General features: G+C 62.3%; 16 protein-coding genes. 14 read left to right on the top strand and 2 right to left on the bottom strand.

Annotated features, from left to right (window positions below; genetic code table 11):
- Nucleotides 1-63 precede the first annotated feature (63 nt).
- From ABEB22_RS17480 to ABEB22_RS17465, 4 genes are all read left to right on the top strand, one after another.
- Nucleotides 64-348: an antibiotic biosynthesis monooxygenase gene (locus tag ABEB22_RS17480; protein WP_349295125.1), complete on the top strand. Its 285-nt coding sequence runs from the start codon at nucleotides 64-66 to the stop codon at nucleotides 346-348.
- A 51-nt stretch (nucleotides 349-399) separates the two neighbouring features.
- Nucleotides 400-2328, top strand: coding sequence for a 5-dehydro-2-deoxygluconokinase (gene iolC / locus ABEB22_RS17475; RefSeq protein WP_349295124.1), 1929 nt, complete (start codon nucleotides 400-402; stop codon nucleotides 2326-2328).
- Between the two features lie 119 nt (nucleotides 2329-2447).
- Complete coding sequence (gene iolD / locus ABEB22_RS17470) at nucleotides 2448-4310, top strand: 3D-(3,5/4)-trihydroxycyclohexane-1,2-dione acylhydrolase (decyclizing) (RefSeq protein WP_349295086.1); 1863 nt, start codon at nucleotides 2448-2450, stop codon at nucleotides 4308-4310.
- A 223-nt stretch (nucleotides 4311-4533) separates the two neighbouring features.
- Nucleotides 4534-5502 carry a GNAT family N-acetyltransferase gene (locus tag ABEB22_RS17465; protein WP_349295123.1) on the top strand — a complete coding sequence of 323 codons (969 nt, stop codon included), beginning with the start codon at nucleotides 4534-4536 and terminating at the stop codon, nucleotides 5500-5502.
- 48 nt (nucleotides 5503-5550) lie between these two features.
- On the opposite strand, the gene ABEB22_RS17460 is transcribed toward ABEB22_RS17465, so the two are convergent.
- A complete protein-coding gene (locus ABEB22_RS17460) occupies nucleotides 5551-6840 on the bottom strand; it encodes an FAD-dependent oxidoreductase (protein WP_349295122.1) in 1290 nt (429 codons plus the stop codon).
- A 22-nt stretch (nucleotides 6841-6862) separates the two neighbouring features.
- Nucleotides 6863-7528, bottom strand: coding sequence for a haloacid dehalogenase type II (locus tag ABEB22_RS17455; RefSeq protein WP_339115199.1), 666 nt, complete (start codon nucleotides 7526-7528; stop codon nucleotides 6863-6865).
- On the opposite strand from ABEB22_RS17455, the gene ABEB22_RS17450 reads away from it, so the two are divergent.
- The 10 genes from ABEB22_RS17450 (at nucleotide 7529) to ABEB22_RS17405 (ending at nucleotide 17110) form a co-directional block, all read left to right on the top strand.
- The gene (locus ABEB22_RS17450; protein WP_406871205.1) at nucleotides 7529-7699 is read left to right on the top strand and encodes a hypothetical protein; all 171 of its coding nucleotides are present in this window, start codon (nucleotides 7529-7531) and stop codon (nucleotides 7697-7699) included.
- 35 nt (nucleotides 7700-7734) lie between these two features.
- Nucleotides 7735-8103: a cupin domain-containing protein gene (locus ABEB22_RS17445; protein WP_349295121.1), complete on the top strand. Its 369-nt coding sequence runs from the start codon at nucleotides 7735-7737 to the stop codon at nucleotides 8101-8103.
- The gene (argE, locus tag ABEB22_RS17440; RefSeq protein ID WP_349295120.1) at nucleotides 8100-9206 is read left to right on the top strand and encodes an acetylornithine deacetylase; all 1107 of its coding nucleotides are present in this window, start codon (nucleotides 8100-8102) and stop codon (nucleotides 9204-9206) included. Before ABEB22_RS17445 ends, argE begins: the two co-directional genes overlap by 4 nt.
- 113 nt (nucleotides 9207-9319) lie before the next feature.
- Nucleotides 9320-10162, top strand: coding sequence for a GNAT family N-acetyltransferase (locus tag ABEB22_RS17435; RefSeq protein ID WP_339115195.1), 843 nt, complete (start codon nucleotides 9320-9322; stop codon nucleotides 10160-10162).
- Between the two features lie 16 nt (nucleotides 10163-10178).
- On the top strand, nucleotides 10179-11552 hold the full coding sequence (locus ABEB22_RS17430) for an aspartate aminotransferase family protein (protein WP_339115194.1): 1374 nt from the start codon (nucleotides 10179-10181) through the stop codon (nucleotides 11550-11552).
- The gene (locus ABEB22_RS17425) at nucleotides 11549-12460 is read left to right on the top strand and encodes an NAD(P)-dependent oxidoreductase (protein ID WP_339115193.1); all 912 of its coding nucleotides are present in this window, start codon (nucleotides 11549-11551) and stop codon (nucleotides 12458-12460) included. The genes ABEB22_RS17430 and ABEB22_RS17425 overlap by 4 nt, the downstream gene beginning before the upstream one ends.
- Before the next feature lie 277 nt (nucleotides 12461-12737).
- Nucleotides 12738-13469 (top strand): HAD-IA family hydrolase, encoded by a 732-nt coding sequence (locus ABEB22_RS17420; RefSeq protein WP_349295119.1) that lies wholly within the window; start codon nucleotides 12738-12740, stop codon nucleotides 13467-13469.
- Nucleotides 13470-13612: 143 nt separating this feature from the next.
- Nucleotides 13613-15223, top strand: a complete 1611-nt coding sequence (locus ABEB22_RS17415; RefSeq protein WP_339115191.1) for an ABC transporter substrate-binding protein — start codon at nucleotides 13613-13615, stop codon at nucleotides 15221-15223.
- A 91-nt stretch (nucleotides 15224-15314) separates the two neighbouring features.
- Nucleotides 15315-16262 (top strand): ABC transporter permease, encoded by a 948-nt coding sequence (locus tag ABEB22_RS17410; protein WP_339115616.1) that lies wholly within the window; start codon nucleotides 15315-15317, stop codon nucleotides 16260-16262.
- A complete protein-coding gene (locus tag ABEB22_RS17405; RefSeq protein ID WP_339115190.1) occupies nucleotides 16262-17110 on the top strand; it encodes an ABC transporter permease in 849 nt (282 codons plus the stop codon). Before ABEB22_RS17410 ends, ABEB22_RS17405 begins: the two co-directional genes overlap by 1 nt.
- Nucleotide 17111: the final 1 nt, after the last annotated feature.

The raw sequence follows: 17111 nt of genomic DNA, 5'->3' as shown, positions 1-17111 counted from the left end.
TTCCCCCTCCGGCCACATGGAAGGGCGCATCCGAACGGGACAGGCTTTGGAGATACCAAGACCATGTACAAGTTCATCATCACGATCATCTGCCAGCCCGGCACGCGCGAGAATATCCTTGAACGCGCACCGGCCGCGCAGGCGGCCACCCGCGCCGAGGCGGGTTGCCTTTCCTATGATTTTTTCACCTGCACGGATGATCCCGACAAGCTGGTCTTCGTGGAATCCTGGGTCGATGAGGCAGCGCATGCCTTCCATATGGAACAGTCCCATACCAAGGACTTCATCGCCTATCACGAACAGTTCCACCAGAGCCTGACCTTCGAGACGATCAACCCGGCTGCCTGAAATGACCCTGCGCATCATGTCCGCGATGCGACCCGAGGACGGAGAATACCTATGTCGAAACCATTGGATGTAATTACGATTGGTCGCGCTGGCGTTGACCTTTACGGCTCTCAGGTTGGGGGTCGTCTGGAGGATATGGGGTCATTTGAGAAATATATTGGCGGGTCTCCGACGAATATCGCCTGCGGGACGGCGCGTCTTGGGTTGAACTCGGGTCTGATCACGCGGGTTGGCGACGAGCATATGGGTCGGTTCATCCGCGAGGAGTTGGTGCGTCACGGGGTGAATGTCGAGGGTGTGACCACGGATCCCGAGCGTCTGACGGCGCTGGTGATTCTGGGGATCCGCGACGAGGAGCAATTCCCGCTGATCTTCTACCGCGAGAACTGCGCGGATATGGCGCTGTGCGAGGATGACATCTCGGAAGATCTGATCGGGCGCACGCGCTCGGTGGTGGCGACGGGCACGCATCTGTCGAACCCCAAGACGGAAGCGGCGACGCTGAAAGCGCTGGCGCTGGCGCGCAAACACGGTGCGCAGACGGCGCTCGATATCGATTACCGCCCCAATCTCTGGGGGGTTGCGGGCCATGGCGATGGCGAGAGCCGCTTTGTGGAAAGCGCCGAAGTGACGGCCAAGTTGCAGAAGTCCTTGCATTATTTCGACCTGATCGTGGGCACCGAGGAAGAGTTCCATATCGCGGGTGGCACGACCGATACGATCGCGGCGCTCAAGGCGGTGCGGGCGGTGTCGAATGCGACGCTGATCTGCAAACGCGGGGCGGCGGGGGCTGCGGCCTTTGAAGGCGCGATCCCCGAGAGCCTTGACGAGGGCCAGACGGGCCCGGGCTTCCCGATCGAGGTGTTCAATGTGCTGGGCGCGGGCGACGGGTTCTTCTCCGGCCTCCTGAAGGGCTGGCTCGATGGCGAGACCTGGCCGAAGGCGCTCGAATATGCCAATGCCTGCGGGGCCTTTGCGGTCTCGCGCCATGGCTGCACGCCGGCCTATCCCTCGCTCGAGGAGCTGGAGTTCTTCCTGAGCCGCGGCGTGATCCAGCCCGATCTGCGCAATGATGCCGAGCTCGAGCAGATCCACTGGGCAACCAACCGCCATCGCAGCCATGGCGGCGACTTCTCCGAGATGCGGGTGTTCGCCTTCGATCACCGGATGCAGCTCGAGGAGATGGAGGGCTATACGCTGAAAAAAGGCGGGGCCTTCAAGGAGCTGTGCCTCGAGGCCGCACTCAAGGTGCAGGATGGCCGTCCGGGCTATGGGATCCTGTGCGACAACCGCATCGGGCGCCATGCGCTGCATGCGGCCTCGGGCACGGGCCTGTGGATCGGGCGTCCCTGCGAATGGCCTGGTTCCCGTCCGCTGACGCTGGAGCCGGAACTGGGCGATGATTGCGGCGGCCTGAAGGAATGGGCGCGCGAGAATGTGGTGAAGGTTCTGGTGTTCTGCCATCCCGATGATGATGCGCAGACCTGGGCCAGGCAGCTCGACAGCGTCAAGAAACTCTACGCGGCCTCGCGCCGCAACAATCTCGAGTTCCTCCTCGAGATCATCCCCTCCAAGGTGGCTGCGGTGACCGATGACACCACGGCTATCCTGATCCGGCGGTTCTATGCGGAAGGGATCTATCCCGACTGGTGGAAGCTGGAGCCGATGGCATCGCAGACCGGATGGGCCAAGGCCTGCGATGCCATCGAGGAGCATGACCGCCACACCCGCGGGATCGTGGTTCTGGGGCTGGATGCGCCGGAGGCGGAACTGGCGGCAAGCTTCGAGGTGGCCGCAGGCTTCCCGCTGGTGAAAGGCTTTGCCGTGGGCCGGACGATCTTCGGGTCGGTGGCGCGCGACTGGCTGGCGGGGCGGATGGATGACGAGGAGGCGGTTGCCGAGATGGCCACGCGCTACACCCGTCTGGCCGGGATCTGGGACAAGGCCCGCGCGGCAGCGACCTCTGTGGCTGCCGAATAATCGAAAGGACCGGCGCGCCCCATCGGGGGCGCAGCCCGCGATGCGCGCCCGCAGGTGGCTCGATGCCGCCAAGGGCGCGGCCCCCCACAGGGCGGGGCGTATAACAAAGGAAGAAGAGTATGGGCACGATCCGCATGACGGCCGCACAGGCCATGGTAAAATGGCTGAGCGTTCAGCTGACGCCCGAGGGCGAACGGTATATCGAGGGGATCTGGGCGATCTTCGGCCATGGCAATGTGGCGGGTCTGGGTCAGGCGCTCGAGGAGATCGGCGAGGCCTTCCCGACCTGGCGCGGGCAGAACGAGCAGACCATGGCGCATGCGGGTCTGGCCTATACCAAGGGCATGGGCCGCACCCGCGCGCATGCGGTGACCTCCTCGATCGGGCCGGGCTCGACGAACCTCGTGACGGCGGCGGCGCTGGCGCATGTGAACCGTCTGCCGATCCTTCTGATCCCGGGCGATGTCTTCGCCAATCGCCGCCCCGATCCGGTGCTGCAGCAGGTCGAAGGCTTCGAGGATGGCACGATCTCGGCCAATGACTGCCTGCGCCCCGTCTCGCGCTATTATGACCGGATCACGCGGCCCGAGCATCTCCTGACGGCGCTGCCCCGCGCATTGGCCACGATGACCGATCCTGCCTCGGCAGGCCCTGTCACGCTGGCCTTCTGTCAGGATGTGCAATCGGAAGCCTTCGATTACCCCGAAGCGTTCTTCACCCCCCGCACCTGGCATATCCGCCGCCCCGCGCCCGATGCGCGCGAGCTCGATCATGCCATCGCGATGATCCGCGCGGCCAAGGCCCCTGTGATCGTGGCCGGCGGCGGGGTGATCTATTCGCAGGCCGAGGCCACGCTGGCCGGGTTCGCCAGCCGCCACAACATCCCCGTGGTCGAGACGCAGGCGGGCAAATCGGCGCTCTCGCAATTCCACCCGATGAACTTCGGGGCGAGCGGCGTCGACGGCTCGGCGGCGGCCAATGCCGCAAGCCAGCGCGCCGATCTGGTGATCGGTGTGGGCACGCGCCTGCAGGACTTCACCACCGGCTCGCGCACGCTCTTTGCGAACCCGCAAGCGAAACTCCTCTCGATCAACGTCGCCGCTTATGATGCCATGAAGCACGGCGCCGAGCCCCTGATGGCCGATGCGAAAGTGGCGCTCGAAGCGCTGACCGAAGGCCTCGGCGCCTACCGCGCCGAGGATGCCGATCAGGCCGCCCGCGAGGATTGGCTGAAGGCCGTGACCCATCACTGCCGCGACCGCTCGGAGGAGCGGGGCGCGGGCGAGCTGCCGCTCGATGCGGAAGTCATCGGCGCGGTGCAGCGCGCGGCCCCCGAGGCCGTTGTGATGTGTGCCGCAGGCACCATGCCGGGCGCGCTGAAGCTCCTCTGGCAGCCCACTCAAGGCGGCTATCACATGGAATACGGCTATAGCTGCATGGGCTACGAGGTCGCAGGCGGCATGGGGCTGAAGCTCGCGAACCCCGACCGCGAGGTGATCTGCTTCGTGGGCGATGGCTCCTATATGCTGGCCAATTCCGAGCTGGCCACTGCCGTCATGCGCCGCATCCCCTTCACCGTGGTGCTGACCGATAATGCGGGCTATGGCTGCATCAACCGGCTGCAGACGCTGGGCTGTGGCGGCAACCCGTTCAACAACATGTATGTGAACTGCAATATCGAGGCGCAGCCGCAGATCGATTATGTGATGCATGCGGCCTCGATGGGCGCGCATGCGGTGAAGGCACGCGATATCAAGGATCTGGAAGCGCAACTGGCGGCCGCCCGCACGCGCGATATCCCCACCGTCATCGTGATCGACACCACCGCGAAAGACTTCCCCGGCACCGGCATCGAGACCACGGCAGGCCACGCCGGCCACTTCTGGGACGTCGCCGTCCCCGCAACAGGCCACGCCCCGAACCGCCCCGCAGCCTACCAACGCTACCTCGAAAATACCGCCAAACAACGGCTCGTGAACTAAGCGGATAAACTGAAGCGGTTCTCGAACTGGCCAGAAAAGTTGCAGGCGTCTCCTTTTGGGAGGCGCCTTTGCTATTGACGTGCCACTCTGGTGGAAATGGTGCCAAAACCTGCATGTTTTCGATGGGGCTGCAGCAGAATCTATCAACTGCCCGCGAGATACGGTATAAATCCCTCCGATATTTCTATTATATCTGATTACGGTCTAGTGATGGGAAAGGTGCATGAGCCGAAATATTGCGATTGGTCCGTGTTCCGATGCGATGCCTCAAGGTGCCCGTGCGCGCTATCTTGATTTCATGGCGCGTGCGCAGACGACCGATGAAAATTATATGCAGATCGACAGTTACAAAGCGCAGATTGTCGAGATCGCGCCCGAACATCTATTGGCGATGCACGAGCTGACGGTTTCGGTCTTCTGGCCGCATCGGGCGCGCGATCTCGAGGTCTTTCTGGCGCTGGGGCGCGGTTATCTGGCGATGGACGAGATCGGCCGTCCGCTGGGCTCGGCCATGTATTTTCCGGTTGGGGACGATTATGCCATGTTTGGCATGATGGTAACGACGCCGCGACTGCAGAGCTATGGCACCGGCGCGCGGCTGTTGCGGCGCATCATGCGTGATTGCGAGGGGCGCGATCTGCGGCTTTCGGCCACCCGCGCCGCCTATAGGCTCTATGAATATGCCGGTTTCGTGCCGGTCGGGACGATCTGGCAGCATCAGGGCGTCGCACGCCCGATCCGGCAGCCCTCGCCGGTTTCAGGGGTCGAGATCCGACCGTTGGCGCCCGGTGATCTCGGCGAGGTCCATGCGCTCGATGCGGTGGGGTATGGGGCGCCGCGCCGCGAGATGCTCGATCTTTTGCTGAACCTGTCACAGGGTGTGGTCGCGCTGCGCGACGGGAAGATCATCGGCTATGCGCTCAGCCGCGACTTCGGCAAAGGGAGTGTCATCGGGCCATTGGTGGCCGGTGACGAGCGGATTGCGATGCAGCTTGCCGCGCCACTCATCAAGGCCAATGAGGGTCGGTTCACACGGCTTGATACGCCTGTCGAGAACGAGCACTTCGCGGCCTTCCTCGCCTCGGCGGGAATGGGGGTCTATGATACGGTGACCGAGATGCGGAATGGCCGGATGCGGCGCCCGCAGGAGGGTATCCAAGTCTGGGGTCTGTCGGCGCATTCACTGGGCTGAAATACCCCGCACTACCGGAATGAAAAAGGGGGGCAATGCCCCCCTTTCTTACGAGATCTTGTCCTTGAGGCTGAAATACATCCCGACCAGTGGCAGGAACCACGGCTTGCCGCTATGCAGGGGGATGGTCGGCCAGTCGAGCCCGGCAAGCGGGTTCGTGTCCTTCACGCCCATTGCCATATCGGCCAGCGCCTGACCGATCAGCGTGGACATCTGCGCACCATGGCCCGAATAGCCCATGCCGTAGATCATGCCATCGGTTTCGCCTGCGCGGGGATAGCGGTCCTTGGTCATACCGACGAGCCCGCCCCAGCAATAATCGATCTCGATATCGGCCAGATGCGGGAAGATCTTGGCCATCGAGGCGCGCAGGATCTCGCCCGATTTCGCATCCGATGCCTGATCGGAGGTCGCCGAGAACCTCGCACGGCCCCCGAAAATCAGCCGGTTATCGGGCGAGAGGCGGAAATAGTTCCCGATATTCATCGAGGTGACAAAGGTCCGGTTGCCAGGCACGGTGCGGGCCACTTCCTCGGGCGTCAGCGGACGGGTCGCGATGATGAAGGAGCCCACCGAGATGATCCGGCGGCGGAAGAAAGACAGCGGCGCTTCGGGCGCGGCCCCCGTATAGGCGCCGGTCGCCACGATCATCCGGTTGGCCTGTAGCGTGCCGCGCGGTGTGGTGATCTCCCAGCCATTGGCGGTCTTGCGACGGGCGGTCATGGGCGTGGCTTCCCAGATTTTCGCGCCGTGCTTATGGGCAGCCTCGGCCAGCCCGTTCACATAGCGTCCCATATGCATCATGGCGGTCTTTTCGTAGACCATCCCGCCGTGGAATTGTTCAGAGCCAACCTCGTCTTTCAGACCTGCGCGGTCGATCCAGCGGGTCTCGGGGTCCACCTCGCGGTGGATCAGTTCGAAATTCGCCCGCAGTCCCGCCACATGGCTTTCTTTGGAGGCCAGTTTCAGCTTACCGCAGCGACGGAAGCTGCAATCGATGCCTTCCTCGGCCACCAGATCCTCGATCATATCGATCGAGCGGTCATAGGCTTTGTAAAGCCGATGGGCCTGATCCGCGCCCAGATGCGCTTTGGCATCCGCATAGCCATGGGCGATCCCGTTATTGAGATGTCCGCCATTGCGCCCCGAGCCGCCCGCGCCCACATGCGAGGCTTCCAGAAGCGCCACCGAGACGCCGGATTTCGCCAGTTTGCGCGCAGCGTTGAGCCCCGTGAAGCCACCACCGATGACGACCACATCGAACTGCCCCTCGGCAGGCCCCTGTTCGCCATGGGCGAAAGGGGTCGAGGTTTCGTGCCAATAGGATTTATATTCCATCTCTCTTCCCCTTCGCACCCTTTTACAGACCGACGACTTCGGCCAGACCGGAAATGTCTTTGACCTCGGTATAGCCGTAATACGGGTTGGCGGGTTCATGGGCGCGGTTGACCCAGACCTTATTTTTGATCCCCATGTCATGGGCAGTCATCAGGTCATAGCGGAAACTTGAGGACACATGCAGGATATCTTCCGGCCCGCAGCCCAGCTCGTCGAGCATATATTCGAAGGGCCGCATCTGCGGCTTGTAGGCGCCTGCGCTCTCGGCGGTAAACACATGCGCGATGGGCGCGCCGAGCTTGGCGATATTATGCGGGATCTGTTCGTTCATCGAGTTGGTCAGCGCCACCAGCGGGATATGCGGCGCGATACGGGCAAGCCCTGCGGGCACATCGGCATGCGGGCCCCAGGTCGGCACGCGCGCATAAATGTCTGCGGCCACCGCCGGATCGAAGGTGATCCCGTTGCGTTTGCAGGTGCGCTCGACCGCGTTATGGACGATCTCCGCATAGGGTTTCCATGCGCCCAGAACCTCGTCCAGACGATAGGCCGAGAAATCACGGATGAACTTTTCCATCGCCGGCTCGGAGAGCTGGGCACCGTAATGGTGGCGGGCCGCACCGGCCATGTCGAAGTGGATCATCGTGCCGTGGCAGTCGAAGGTGATGAATTTCGGGCGGAAGGTCATGTGTATCTCCGGGATCTCTCTTGTGGCCCCAGCCTGAACCTGTTGCGCGCACGGGTGCTGCCGCATCTGCGCGATCAGGCGCAGGAAATACCGTTTCGGGGCGCGAGTTCGGCAGGGCCTGCGGTGCGGGACACGCTTTTGACGGCACGTCCCGCACCGGCAGGGGCATAAAAGGGTCACTCTCACTTGCCTTGAAAGGGCCTTACATGTCGCTTCTTATCCCCGTCGAGACCTCCCCCCAGTTCAGCCCGCGCGAGGACGTGGCCGCTCCCGAGCGCCTGATCGAAGGTGCGCCCGCCTATAAGACATGGGAGTTGGACACCGCTATGGCGGAGGCGGCCAAATGGGGCAAGATCCGCACCGGCATCTGGGAAGCGACTCCCGGTAAAACGGTATCGATGAAGGGCGAGACATTTGAATTCTGCCATATCCTCGCGGGTCGCTGCATCATCTCCGAAGAGGGTGGCGCGGCGCATGAATTTGCCGCAGGTGATAGTTTCATCATGAAGCCCGGTTTTGTCGGCACCTGGCATACCGTTGAAACCGTGAAAAAAATCTTTGTGATCGCCTCATGAGCCCCGAAGATCTCCTCGCTCGGCTCGTCGGGTTTCCGACCGTGGTCGGGACGCCCAATGGCGCGGTTCTCGAGGATATTGCCACCTATCTGCGCGGGTTTGGTGCGCAGGTCGATATCCTGACCGGTCCCGAAGGGGACCGGTCGAACCTTTTCGCCAGCTTCGGGCCGCGGGACGTGGCGGGGATCGTGCTCTCGGGCCATATCGACGTGGTGCCTGCGGGCGAGCCGGAATGGCTCGCCGATCCCTTTATCCTGCGCCATGAAGGCCAGCGCCTGATCGGGCGCGGGGCCTGCGATATGAAGGGGTTCTTGGCGGCCGTGCTGGCAGCGGCTCCCGCTATGGGCGAGGCTGATCTGGCAAAGCCTATCCACATCGCGATCTCCTATGACGAGGAGGCGGGGTGCAAGGGGGTGCCGCATCTGCTGGCGGCGCTGCCGTCGCTTTGCGCGCTTCCCGAGGCCGCGATCATTGGCGAGCCGACGGGGCTGGTGCCGGTGCTGGCGCATAAGGGCAAGGCCGCGCTGCGCCTTGTGGCCAGGGGTGTGTCTGGCCATAGCTCGCGCCCTGATCTGGGCGTGAATGCCATCCAGACCCTTGTGCCGGTGCTGGCACGGATCTGCGAGACCGCCCATGACCTTACCACCGGCCCGCAGGATGCACGTTTTGCGCCGCCCTATAGCTCGGTGCAGATCGGCACGATCGCGGGCGGGCAGGCGGTCAATATCATCCCCGATCTGGCCGAGGCACAGATCGAGGCACGGGCGATTGCAGGCGTGTCGCCGCGCGCGATCCTCGAAGAGATCTGCGCGGATCTCCCCGAAGGCGTGTCTGCCGAATTCCTGTCGGATTATCCGGCTCTTGCGCTGGATGCGAGTGATCCGCTCGTGGCGCTGGCCGAGGAGATCTCGGGCCATCAGGCGCAAGGGGCGGTCAGCTTCGGCACCGAAGCCGGGCTGTTCCAGCAGGCGGGTATTCCCGCCATCGTCTGCGGGCCGGGCGATATTGCCCGCGCGCATAAGCCCGAGGAATATCTGACGCGCTCCGAGCTGGAGGCCGCCCATGCCATGGTTCTGGCGCTCGTCGTCAGGTGTTCAGCATAAAATGCTGTCATGCCGCAGGAATTCCTTTACTCCTGCGGCATGATTGCGTGAACAAAGTGAAACTGCCGCCCGCCAGGCATTAGCCTGAAGGTAACAAGACCGAAGAGGCCCCTATGACCGACGTTTCCAGCACCGAGACCGCGCAGATCGCCATCGCCCCGATGGAGCTTTCGCATATCCCGCAGGCGCATGGTATGTCGCAGGCAGTCTCGTGGCCGCACCGCCCCGAGGATTGGGCGTTGGTATTGGGTGTGTCCGAAGGCGTTGTTGCCCTGCAGGGCGAAAAAGTCGTGGGCACTGCAATTCTGTCATTGTTGGGCGATGTCGGCACACTCAACATGATCATTGTCGATGAAGCCATGCGCGGGCAGGGGCTCGGACGCAGGCTGATGCAGGCGCTGCTGGACCGTGCAGCCACGATGGAGCTGCGCCTTGTGGCCACCGCCGATGGTCTGCCGCTTTATCAGAAACTGGGCTTCAAGGCCCAGGGTGAGGTCATGCAGTATCAGGGCGTGGCCGTAGCGCAGACGCCCGAACAGCCGGTGCATGAGGCCAGCGCCGAAGAGCTCGCGCAATTGATTGCCGCAGATCGTGTCGCAACCGGCATGGATCGTGCCAAGCTCCTGACGGATATTGCCGCTCAGGGCGAGGTTCTTGTGACTGCGGGCGGCTTTGCCATGCTGCGCGCATTCGGGCGCGGATATGTGATCGGCCCGATCTTGGCCCAAAACGATATCGCGGCGCGCGCGCTTCTGTCCGAAGCCGCCTGCCGCACCCGAGGCCGGTTCCTGCGCGTCGATTTCGCGCCGGAGCGTGCCTTGCAAGACCATGCAGCAGCGCTGGGGCTTGCCCATGTGGGCGGCGGCGTTGCCATGCTGCGGGAAGGGGCGGTTGCCGCCCGTCCTGCGAACCCCGATTTGAAAACCTATGCCCTCGTGTCGCAGGCCCTGGGCTGATCTTAGGAGACTGTCAATGTTGACCAATTCCCTGATCGAGATGGATCGCCAGCACCTGATCCACCCCGTATCCTCGTTCAAAGGCCACGAAGCGCGTGGCGTGCGGGTGCTCGCATCGGCCAAAGGCGCGCGGGTGACGGATGCGGAAGGCCGAGAGCTGATCGACGGGTTTGCAGGCCTGTGGTGCGTGAATGCGGGCTATGGCCATGAAAGCATTGTGGAAGCTGCCGCCGAGCAGATGCGCAAACTGCCCTATGCCACCGGCTATTTCGACCTCGGGGCCGAAGCTCCGATCAAGCTTGCCGCCAAACTGGCCGAGCGCGCACCGGGCGATCTGAACCATATCTATTTCTCGCTCGGTGGCTCGGATGCGGTCGATAGCACGATCCGCTTCGTGCGGTATTACTGGCACTCGAAAGGCCAGCCGAACCGTGACCAGTTCATCTCGGTCGAACAGGGCTATCATGGCTCGACCACGATGGGCGCAGGCCTGACGGCACTTGGCGGCTTCCATGAGGGCTTCGGCGTGCCCTATAGCTGGCAGCACAAGATCTCGTCGCATTACACCTATCGTAATCCGCTCAAGACCGATGCAGAGATCATCGAAGCGTCGGTGAACGAGCTGAAAGCCAAGGTCGAGGCCATCGGGCCTGAGAAGGTTGCGGCCTTCTATCTCGAGCCGATCCAGGGCTCGGGCGGCGTGCTGGTCCCGCCGAAAGGCTGGGTCAAGGCGATGCGCGATGTGTGTAAGGAACTCGAGATCCTCTTCATTGCCGATGAGGTTATCACCGGCTTCGGCCGCACCGGCCCGCTTTTCGCCTGTGAAGACGAGGGCATCGTCCCCGATCTGATGACCACCGCCAAGGGCCTGACCTCGGGCTATGTACCGATGGGTGCGGTCTTCATGTCCGATCATGTCTACGAAACCATCGCCGAGGGCGCAGGTGCCAAGGCCGTGGGTCATGGCTTCACCTATTCGGCGCATCCCGTTTCGGCGGCGGTCGCTCTGGAAGTCCTGTCGCTCTACGAGGGTGGCCTGCTGGAGAATGGCCGCAAGGTTGGTGCGCGACTGATGGAAGGTCTCAAGGGCCTGTCCGACCATCCGTTGGTGGGCGATGTTCGCGGTCGCGGCATGCTCGCCGCCATCGAGCTGGTCGTCGATAAGGAGAACAAGACCCCGCTTCCGGCCTCGGTGCAACCGGCCACCCGCCTGTTTGACCGTGCGTGGGAGAAGGGTCTGATCGTGCGCTCCTTCGCGCAGGGCATCTTCGGCTATGCGCCGCCGCTGTGCTGCACCGAGGAAGAGATCGACATGATCGTTGCCCGCACCAAAGCCGTGCTCGACGAGACGCTCGAGGATGCGGATGTGCGCGCGGCACTGAAAGGATGAAGCTCCTTTATCTCTCCATCCCCGAGCGCGAGAAGGTCTGGAAAGAGGTCCTCGCTCCGCATGGAATCGAGATGATCATGGGCGAGGCGGCGGTCACGGACCCCGCCTCGATTACCCATATCGCCTGTTGGGAGCCACCCGAGGATATTGCGCGCTATCCCAATCTCGAGGTGCTGATCTCGGTGGGGGCGGGTGTCGACCATATGCCACCGCTGCCCGAAGGGGTGGCGCTGTCGCGCACGCTGGCCGAGAGTATCGAGAAGATGGTGCGTGACTGGTGCGTGATGGGGGTTCTGGCCACCCATCGCGATCTGCCTGTCTATCTCGATCAGGCCACCCGTGGGGAATGGGTCCAGCATGCGCCCAACACAGCCAAGGGCGCGCGGGTCGGCATCATGGGTATGGGCCGCATCGGTCAGCTGACGGCGCAGACCCTCAAGAGCCTCGATTTCGAGGTAGCCGGCTGGTCACGTTCGGGGCGGCCGGTGGAGGATTGTCCGGTCTATGATCAGGCAGGCCTCGACGCGTTCCTGGCGCGCACCGATATTCTGGTGTGCCTGCTGCCGCTGACGGACGAGACGCGCGGACTGATGGATGCGGCATTCTTTGCGAAGCTGCCCAGAGGCGCGCGGATCGTGCAGGCGGGGCGCGGGGCACAGCTCGATCTGGCGGCGCTGCGTGCCGCACTCGATGCGGGCCAGATCACATCGGCCATGCTGGATGTGACCGACCCCGAACCCCTCCCGGCAGATCACTGGGCATGGTCCGACAGCCGTCTGATCATCACGCCCCATATCGCGGCCCGCACCGGCTATGAGGAGGGCGCGCGCCATGTTCTGGCGGTGATGCAAGCCTCGGCTGCAGGAAATCCGATCCCAGGACAGGTGGATCAGAAGAAAGGCTACTGAGCCTTCAGGAACCGGCCTTAGGGCCGGTTTTTTTTACAGCATTAAATTCTGTCTCTGGCCGGTGGGATACAGAACATTATGCCGCAAAGCTTCGATATTCGGTGCCTCAGGGCTGTTTTTTAGCGGCACACTGATCCTACGAAGACAGAAATTGTCGCAGCAAAAGCCCAAGAGACACACGCATTTCGGGGCATAGATGCCTCGATACCGGTGCTTGCCCGCAGAATGTTTCGCCGGACCTCTCCCTCCGGCATATCCGCAGAAAGGACTGCCAAAGATGGCAACCACAACCGCCACCAAACCGCTGACCGCTTTTAGCTATGTCACTTTCGACGTTGTCGGCACCTTGATCGATTTCGAGGGCGCGATCAAAGACGGCCTCAACGCGATCGCGGCCAAAGAAGGCGTGACGATCGACGGCGAAGCTGCCCTCTCGGTCTATCGCGACGCGCGCTACGAGCCGGGCGCGCTGCGCTTCCCCGATGATCTGGGGCGCTGCTATTCGCGTATCGCGGCCGCATTTGATCTGCCCGATACCGAGGAATATCGCCAGCTGATGATCGACACTGTGGGCGAGGCCAAGCCGTTCCCCGATAGCGTGAAGGCCATGGCGACGCTGAAGAAGCATTACAAGCTGGTGGCGATGACCAATGCCCGCCGCTGGGCCTTCGAGAAATATGCCGAGAAACTGGGTCAGCCCTTCTGGGCCGGTTTCACCACCGATGATACCGGCTGCGAGAAGCCGAACCCCGATTACTTCCATCAGGTTTTCGCCTATGTGGAAAAAGACGGCGGCTCCAAGGACGACATCCTGCATACCGCGCAGAGCCAATACCACGATATCGGCATCTCGCGCGAGTTGGGTATGACCAATGCCTGGATCCAGCGCCGGCACGCGCAGAACGGCTATGGCGGGACCATCGAGCCCAAGGAATTCACCGAGCCCGACTACCACTTCCACGCGCTGATCGAGCTGGCGGAAGCCGCCGAGAAAGCCTTTGACGCATAACGTCTGCTGAAGTGTTTGCAAGCCATGTGCGGGCACGTTGAACCCGGCTCAGGGCGGCCATAAGACCGCCCGAGCCAAATTGGCACCTAAAAGGCCATCGTTAACCAAAGCCTTCGGGCACAACAGACAGGGATGACCAGATTATGACTTTCAAGCCGACCAACTGGACCGGTCGCGATGACGCGATGGTCGAGAACATGATCCGTCGCGGAGCCTCGCGGCGTGACCTTCTCAAGATGCTGATGGCCTCAGGTGTAGGCATGGCGGCCGGTGGCTCGCTCTTGCTCGGCGCCAACAAGGCCGTGGCCGCGACCCCCGTCTCGGGCGGTGTGCTGAAAGCCGCGGGCTGGTCGTCCTCGACCGCTGATACGCTCGATCCGGCAAAAGCGTCGCTCTCGACCGATTATGTGAACTGCTGTGCCTTCTATAACCGTCTGACCTTCCTCGACGAACAGGGTCAGGTGCAGATGGAGCTGGCCGATACGATCAATACGGACGATGCGAAAACATGGGAAATCAAGCTGAAATCCGGCGTGACCTTCCATGATGGCAAGGCGCTTGTGGCCGAAGACGTGGTCTATTCGCTCAAGCGTCACCTCGATCCGGCCGTGGGCTCCAAGGCAGCTGCAATGGCAGGCCAGATGTCCGAGATCTCCAAAATCGATGATCTGACCGTGAAAGTCGTGCTGTCGGGCGCCAATGCCGACCTGCCGACCATTTTCGCGATGCATCACTTCATGATCATCGCCGATGGCACCACCGATTTCACCAAAGCCAACGGCACCGGTGCGTTCATCTGTGAGGCCTTCGAACCCGGCGTGCATTCGATCGGCAAGAAAAACCCGAACTACTTCAAATCCGAAGGCCCCTATCTCGACGGGTTCGAGTTCTTCGCGATTGCCGATACCAATGCCCGTGTGAACGCGCTCCTGTCGGGCGATATCCATGTGGGTGCCTCGCTCAACCCGCGCTCTGTCCGTCTGATGGACGGCAAACCGGGTGTGACCACCTCGATCACCACCTCGGGCAGCTATACCGACCTCAATATCCGTCTGGATATGGAGCCGGGCTCGAAGGCCGATTTCGTCGAGGGCATGAAATATCTGGTCAACCGCGAAGCGATCCAGAAATCGATCCTGCGTGGCATGGCAGAGATCGGCAATGACCAGCCGATTTCCAGCGCGAACCGCTACCATAACCCCAACCTCAAGCCCCGCGCTTATGACCCCGACAAGGCAAAACACCATTTCGAGAAATCCGGCCTTCTGGGCACCGAGATCCCGATGGTGGCCTCCTCGGCGGCCAACTCCTCGGTCGATATGGCCACGATCATCCAGCAGATGGGCCAGCAGATCGGCATGAAGCTGAAGGTCGATCAGGTTCCGCCCGATGGCTACTGGTCGAATTACTGGCTCAAATCGGCCGTGCATTTCGGCAATATCAACCCGCGGCCCACGCCCGATATCCTCTTCTCGCTGCTGTATGCATCGGATGCACCGTGGAACGAGAGCCATTACAAGTCGGAGAAATTCGACAAGATGATGCTCGAGGCGCGGGGCTCGCTCGATGAGGACAAGCGGACCTCGATCTATTGGGACATGCAGGAAATGGTTGCCAACGAGGCAGGCACCATCATTCCGGCCTTTATTTCCAACGTGGATGGTCTGTCTGACAAGGTCGGTGGCATGCGTGCCAACCCGCTGGGCGCGCTGATGGGCTTCTCCTTCCTCGAATATGTCTGGCTGAACGCCTAAAGAATATCCCCCGACTGGGGCTGCGCCGTGCAGGCGCAGCCCGCTTTTTTAAGATTTCTCCGACGGGAGGTGCTCCTTGCCCCAATCGCTCATGCCATGGTTCCTTGTCTTACAAAGGCTCGGTATCGCGATACTGACGCTGATCATCGTATCCTTTGCCGTATTCTTCGCCACCGAACTGCTCCCCGGCGATGTGGCGCAGATCCTGCTGGGGCAGGCGGCCACACCCGAAGCTGTTGCGGGCCTGCGCAAGGCGATGGGGCTCGACGAGCCCGCGATCCTGCGTTTTCTGAGCTGGCTTTTCGGGTTCCTGCGTGGTGATCTGGGCACATCCTATGTGAACCATATGGCGGTGGCCGATCTGGTCAGTGGCCGTTTGGTCAATTCGCTGAAACTGGCGGGGATCACGACGCTGATCTCGGTGCCCGTGGCGCTGTCGTTGGGGATCGGGGCGGCCATGTGGCGCGGCTCGTGGTTCGACCGCATCGTGTCGATCCTGACGATCTCGGTCATCTCGGTGCCCGAATTCATGGTGGCGACGCTCTCGGTGCTGATCTTCGCGGTCTGGCTGGGCTGGCTGCCGGCGCTGAGCTATGGGGCTGCCGATGCCACCACCTTCGGCGCGATGCTCAAGGCCTATGCGATGCCGGTGATCACGCTGACCTTCGTGGTCTCGGCGCAGATGATCCGCATGACGCGGGCCGCCGTGATCGAGACGATCAATACCCCCTATGTCGAGATGGCGCTCCTCAAGGGGGCCTCGCGCAAGCGGATGGTGCTCAAACACGCGCTGCCCAATGCGCTCGGTCCCATCGCCAATGCCATCGCGCTCTCGCTCAGCTATCTGGTTGGCGGCGTGATCATCGTCGAGACCATTTTTAACTATCCGGGCGTGGCCAAGCTGATGGTCGATGCCGTCTCCACCCGCGATCTGCCGCTGATCCAGTCCTGCGCGATGATCTTCTGCATCAGCTATCTGCTGTTGATCACGCTGGCCGATCTGACCGCAATCCTGTCCAATCCGAGGCTGCGCCGTTGATGAATATTTCGAGTTTCCGCCTTCCGACGCCGAAAAACCTTGGCTATTCCTTCAACTGGGTGGGCCGGATCGGCCTTGCCATCATCCTCTTCTGGGCCGTGGTTGCCATCTTCGGCGGGTTGATCGCGCCGCACCCGCCGGGTGAAATCGTCGATTGGGACTATTTCGGCGCGGTCACGAACAAGTTCTGGATGGGCACCGATTATCTGGGCCGCGATGTGTTCTCGCGTGTGCTGATCGGGGCGCGCTACACGGTGGGCATCTCGCTGGCGGCGGTGTTCTTCGCCTGCACCGGCGGGGTGATCCTCGGCATGGTCGCTGCCGTGGCCGGTGGCTGGTTCGATATGTGCCTCTCGCGCTTCCTTGATGCGCTCAACGGCATTCCCTCGCTCCTGTTCGGTCTGGTGACGGTGGCGGCGATCGGCTCGTCGATCCCCGTTTTGGTGGGCACGCTTGCAGTGATCTACCTGCCCGGCGCCTACCGCTTTGCCCGTGCGCTGGCGGTCAATGTGAACACGATGGATTTCGTGACCGTGGCCCGCGCCCGTGGCGAGCGCACCCCTTATCTGATCGCCCGCGAGATCTTTCCCAATATCCTCGGTCCCGTGCTGGCCGATCTGGGTCTGCGCTTTGTGTTCATCGTGCTGGTGCTCTCGGGGCTGTCGTTCCTCGGGCTTGGTGTGCAGCCGCCCAATGCCGATTGGGGTGGCCTTGTGCGCGAGAATATCGAAGGTCTGTCGCTGGGCGCGCCCGCGGTGGTCTTCCCCTGCCTCGCCATCGCCTCGCTGACCATTTCGGTGAATCTCTTCATCGATAACCTGCCCACTAAAATCCGCGACAGGAGCTGAG

This window comes from Thioclava sp. 'Guangxiensis', from assembly GCF_045348365.1.
Classification (GTDB): Bacteria; Pseudomonadota; Alphaproteobacteria; order Rhodobacterales; family Rhodobacteraceae; genus Thioclava; species Thioclava kandeliae.
Note: the sequence above shows the minus strand (reverse complement) of the source record. Positions and strands in the feature narration are given on the sequence as shown.

What these genes read in the sequence shown, in the direction of transcription:
- ABEB22_RS17420 (WP_349295119.1), top strand. Translation starts at nt 12,738, where the DNA reads ATGGCAACCACAACCGCCACCAAACCGCTGACCGCTTTTAGCTATGTC.
- ABEB22_RS17425 (WP_339115193.1), top strand. Translation starts at nt 11,549, where the DNA reads ATGAAGCTCCTTTATCTCTCCATCCCCGAGCGCGAGAAGGTCTGGAAA.
- ABEB22_RS17430 (WP_339115194.1), top strand. Translation starts at nt 10,179, where the DNA reads ATGTTGACCAATTCCCTGATCGAGATGGATCGCCAGCACCTGATCCAC.
- iolD (WP_349295086.1), top strand. Translation starts at nt 2,448, where the DNA reads ATGGGCACGATCCGCATGACGGCCGCACAGGCCATGGTAAAATGGCTG.
- ABEB22_RS17435 (WP_339115195.1), top strand. Translation starts at nt 9,320, where the DNA reads ATGACCGACGTTTCCAGCACCGAGACCGCGCAGATCGCCATCGCCCCG.
- ABEB22_RS17445 (WP_349295121.1), top strand. Translation starts at nt 7,735, where the DNA reads ATGTCGCTTCTTATCCCCGTCGAGACCTCCCCCCAGTTCAGCCCGCGC.
- ABEB22_RS17465 (WP_349295123.1), top strand. Translation starts at nt 4,534, where the DNA reads ATGAGCCGAAATATTGCGATTGGTCCGTGTTCCGATGCGATGCCTCAA.
- ABEB22_RS17405 (WP_339115190.1), top strand. Translation starts at nt 16,262, where the DNA reads ATGAATATTTCGAGTTTCCGCCTTCCGACGCCGAAAAACCTTGGCTAT.
- argE (WP_349295120.1), top strand. Translation starts at nt 8,100, where the DNA reads ATGAGCCCCGAAGATCTCCTCGCTCGGCTCGTCGGGTTTCCGACCGTG.
- iolC (WP_349295124.1), top strand. Translation starts at nt 400, where the DNA reads ATGTCGAAACCATTGGATGTAATTACGATTGGTCGCGCTGGCGTTGAC.
- ABEB22_RS17410 (WP_339115616.1), top strand. Translation starts at nt 15,315, where the DNA reads ATGCCATGGTTCCTTGTCTTACAAAGGCTCGGTATCGCGATACTGACG.
- ABEB22_RS17480 (WP_349295125.1), top strand. Translation starts at nt 64, where the DNA reads ATGTACAAGTTCATCATCACGATCATCTGCCAGCCCGGCACGCGCGAG.
- ABEB22_RS17415 (WP_339115191.1), top strand. Translation starts at nt 13,613, where the DNA reads ATGACTTTCAAGCCGACCAACTGGACCGGTCGCGATGACGCGATGGTC.
- ABEB22_RS17460 (WP_349295122.1), bottom strand. Translation starts at nt 6,840, where the DNA reads ATGGAATATAAATCCTATTGGCACGAAACCTCGACCCCTTTCGCCCAT.
- ABEB22_RS17455 (WP_339115199.1), bottom strand. Translation starts at nt 7,528, where the DNA reads ATGACCTTCCGCCCGAAATTCATCACCTTCGACTGCCACGGCACGATG.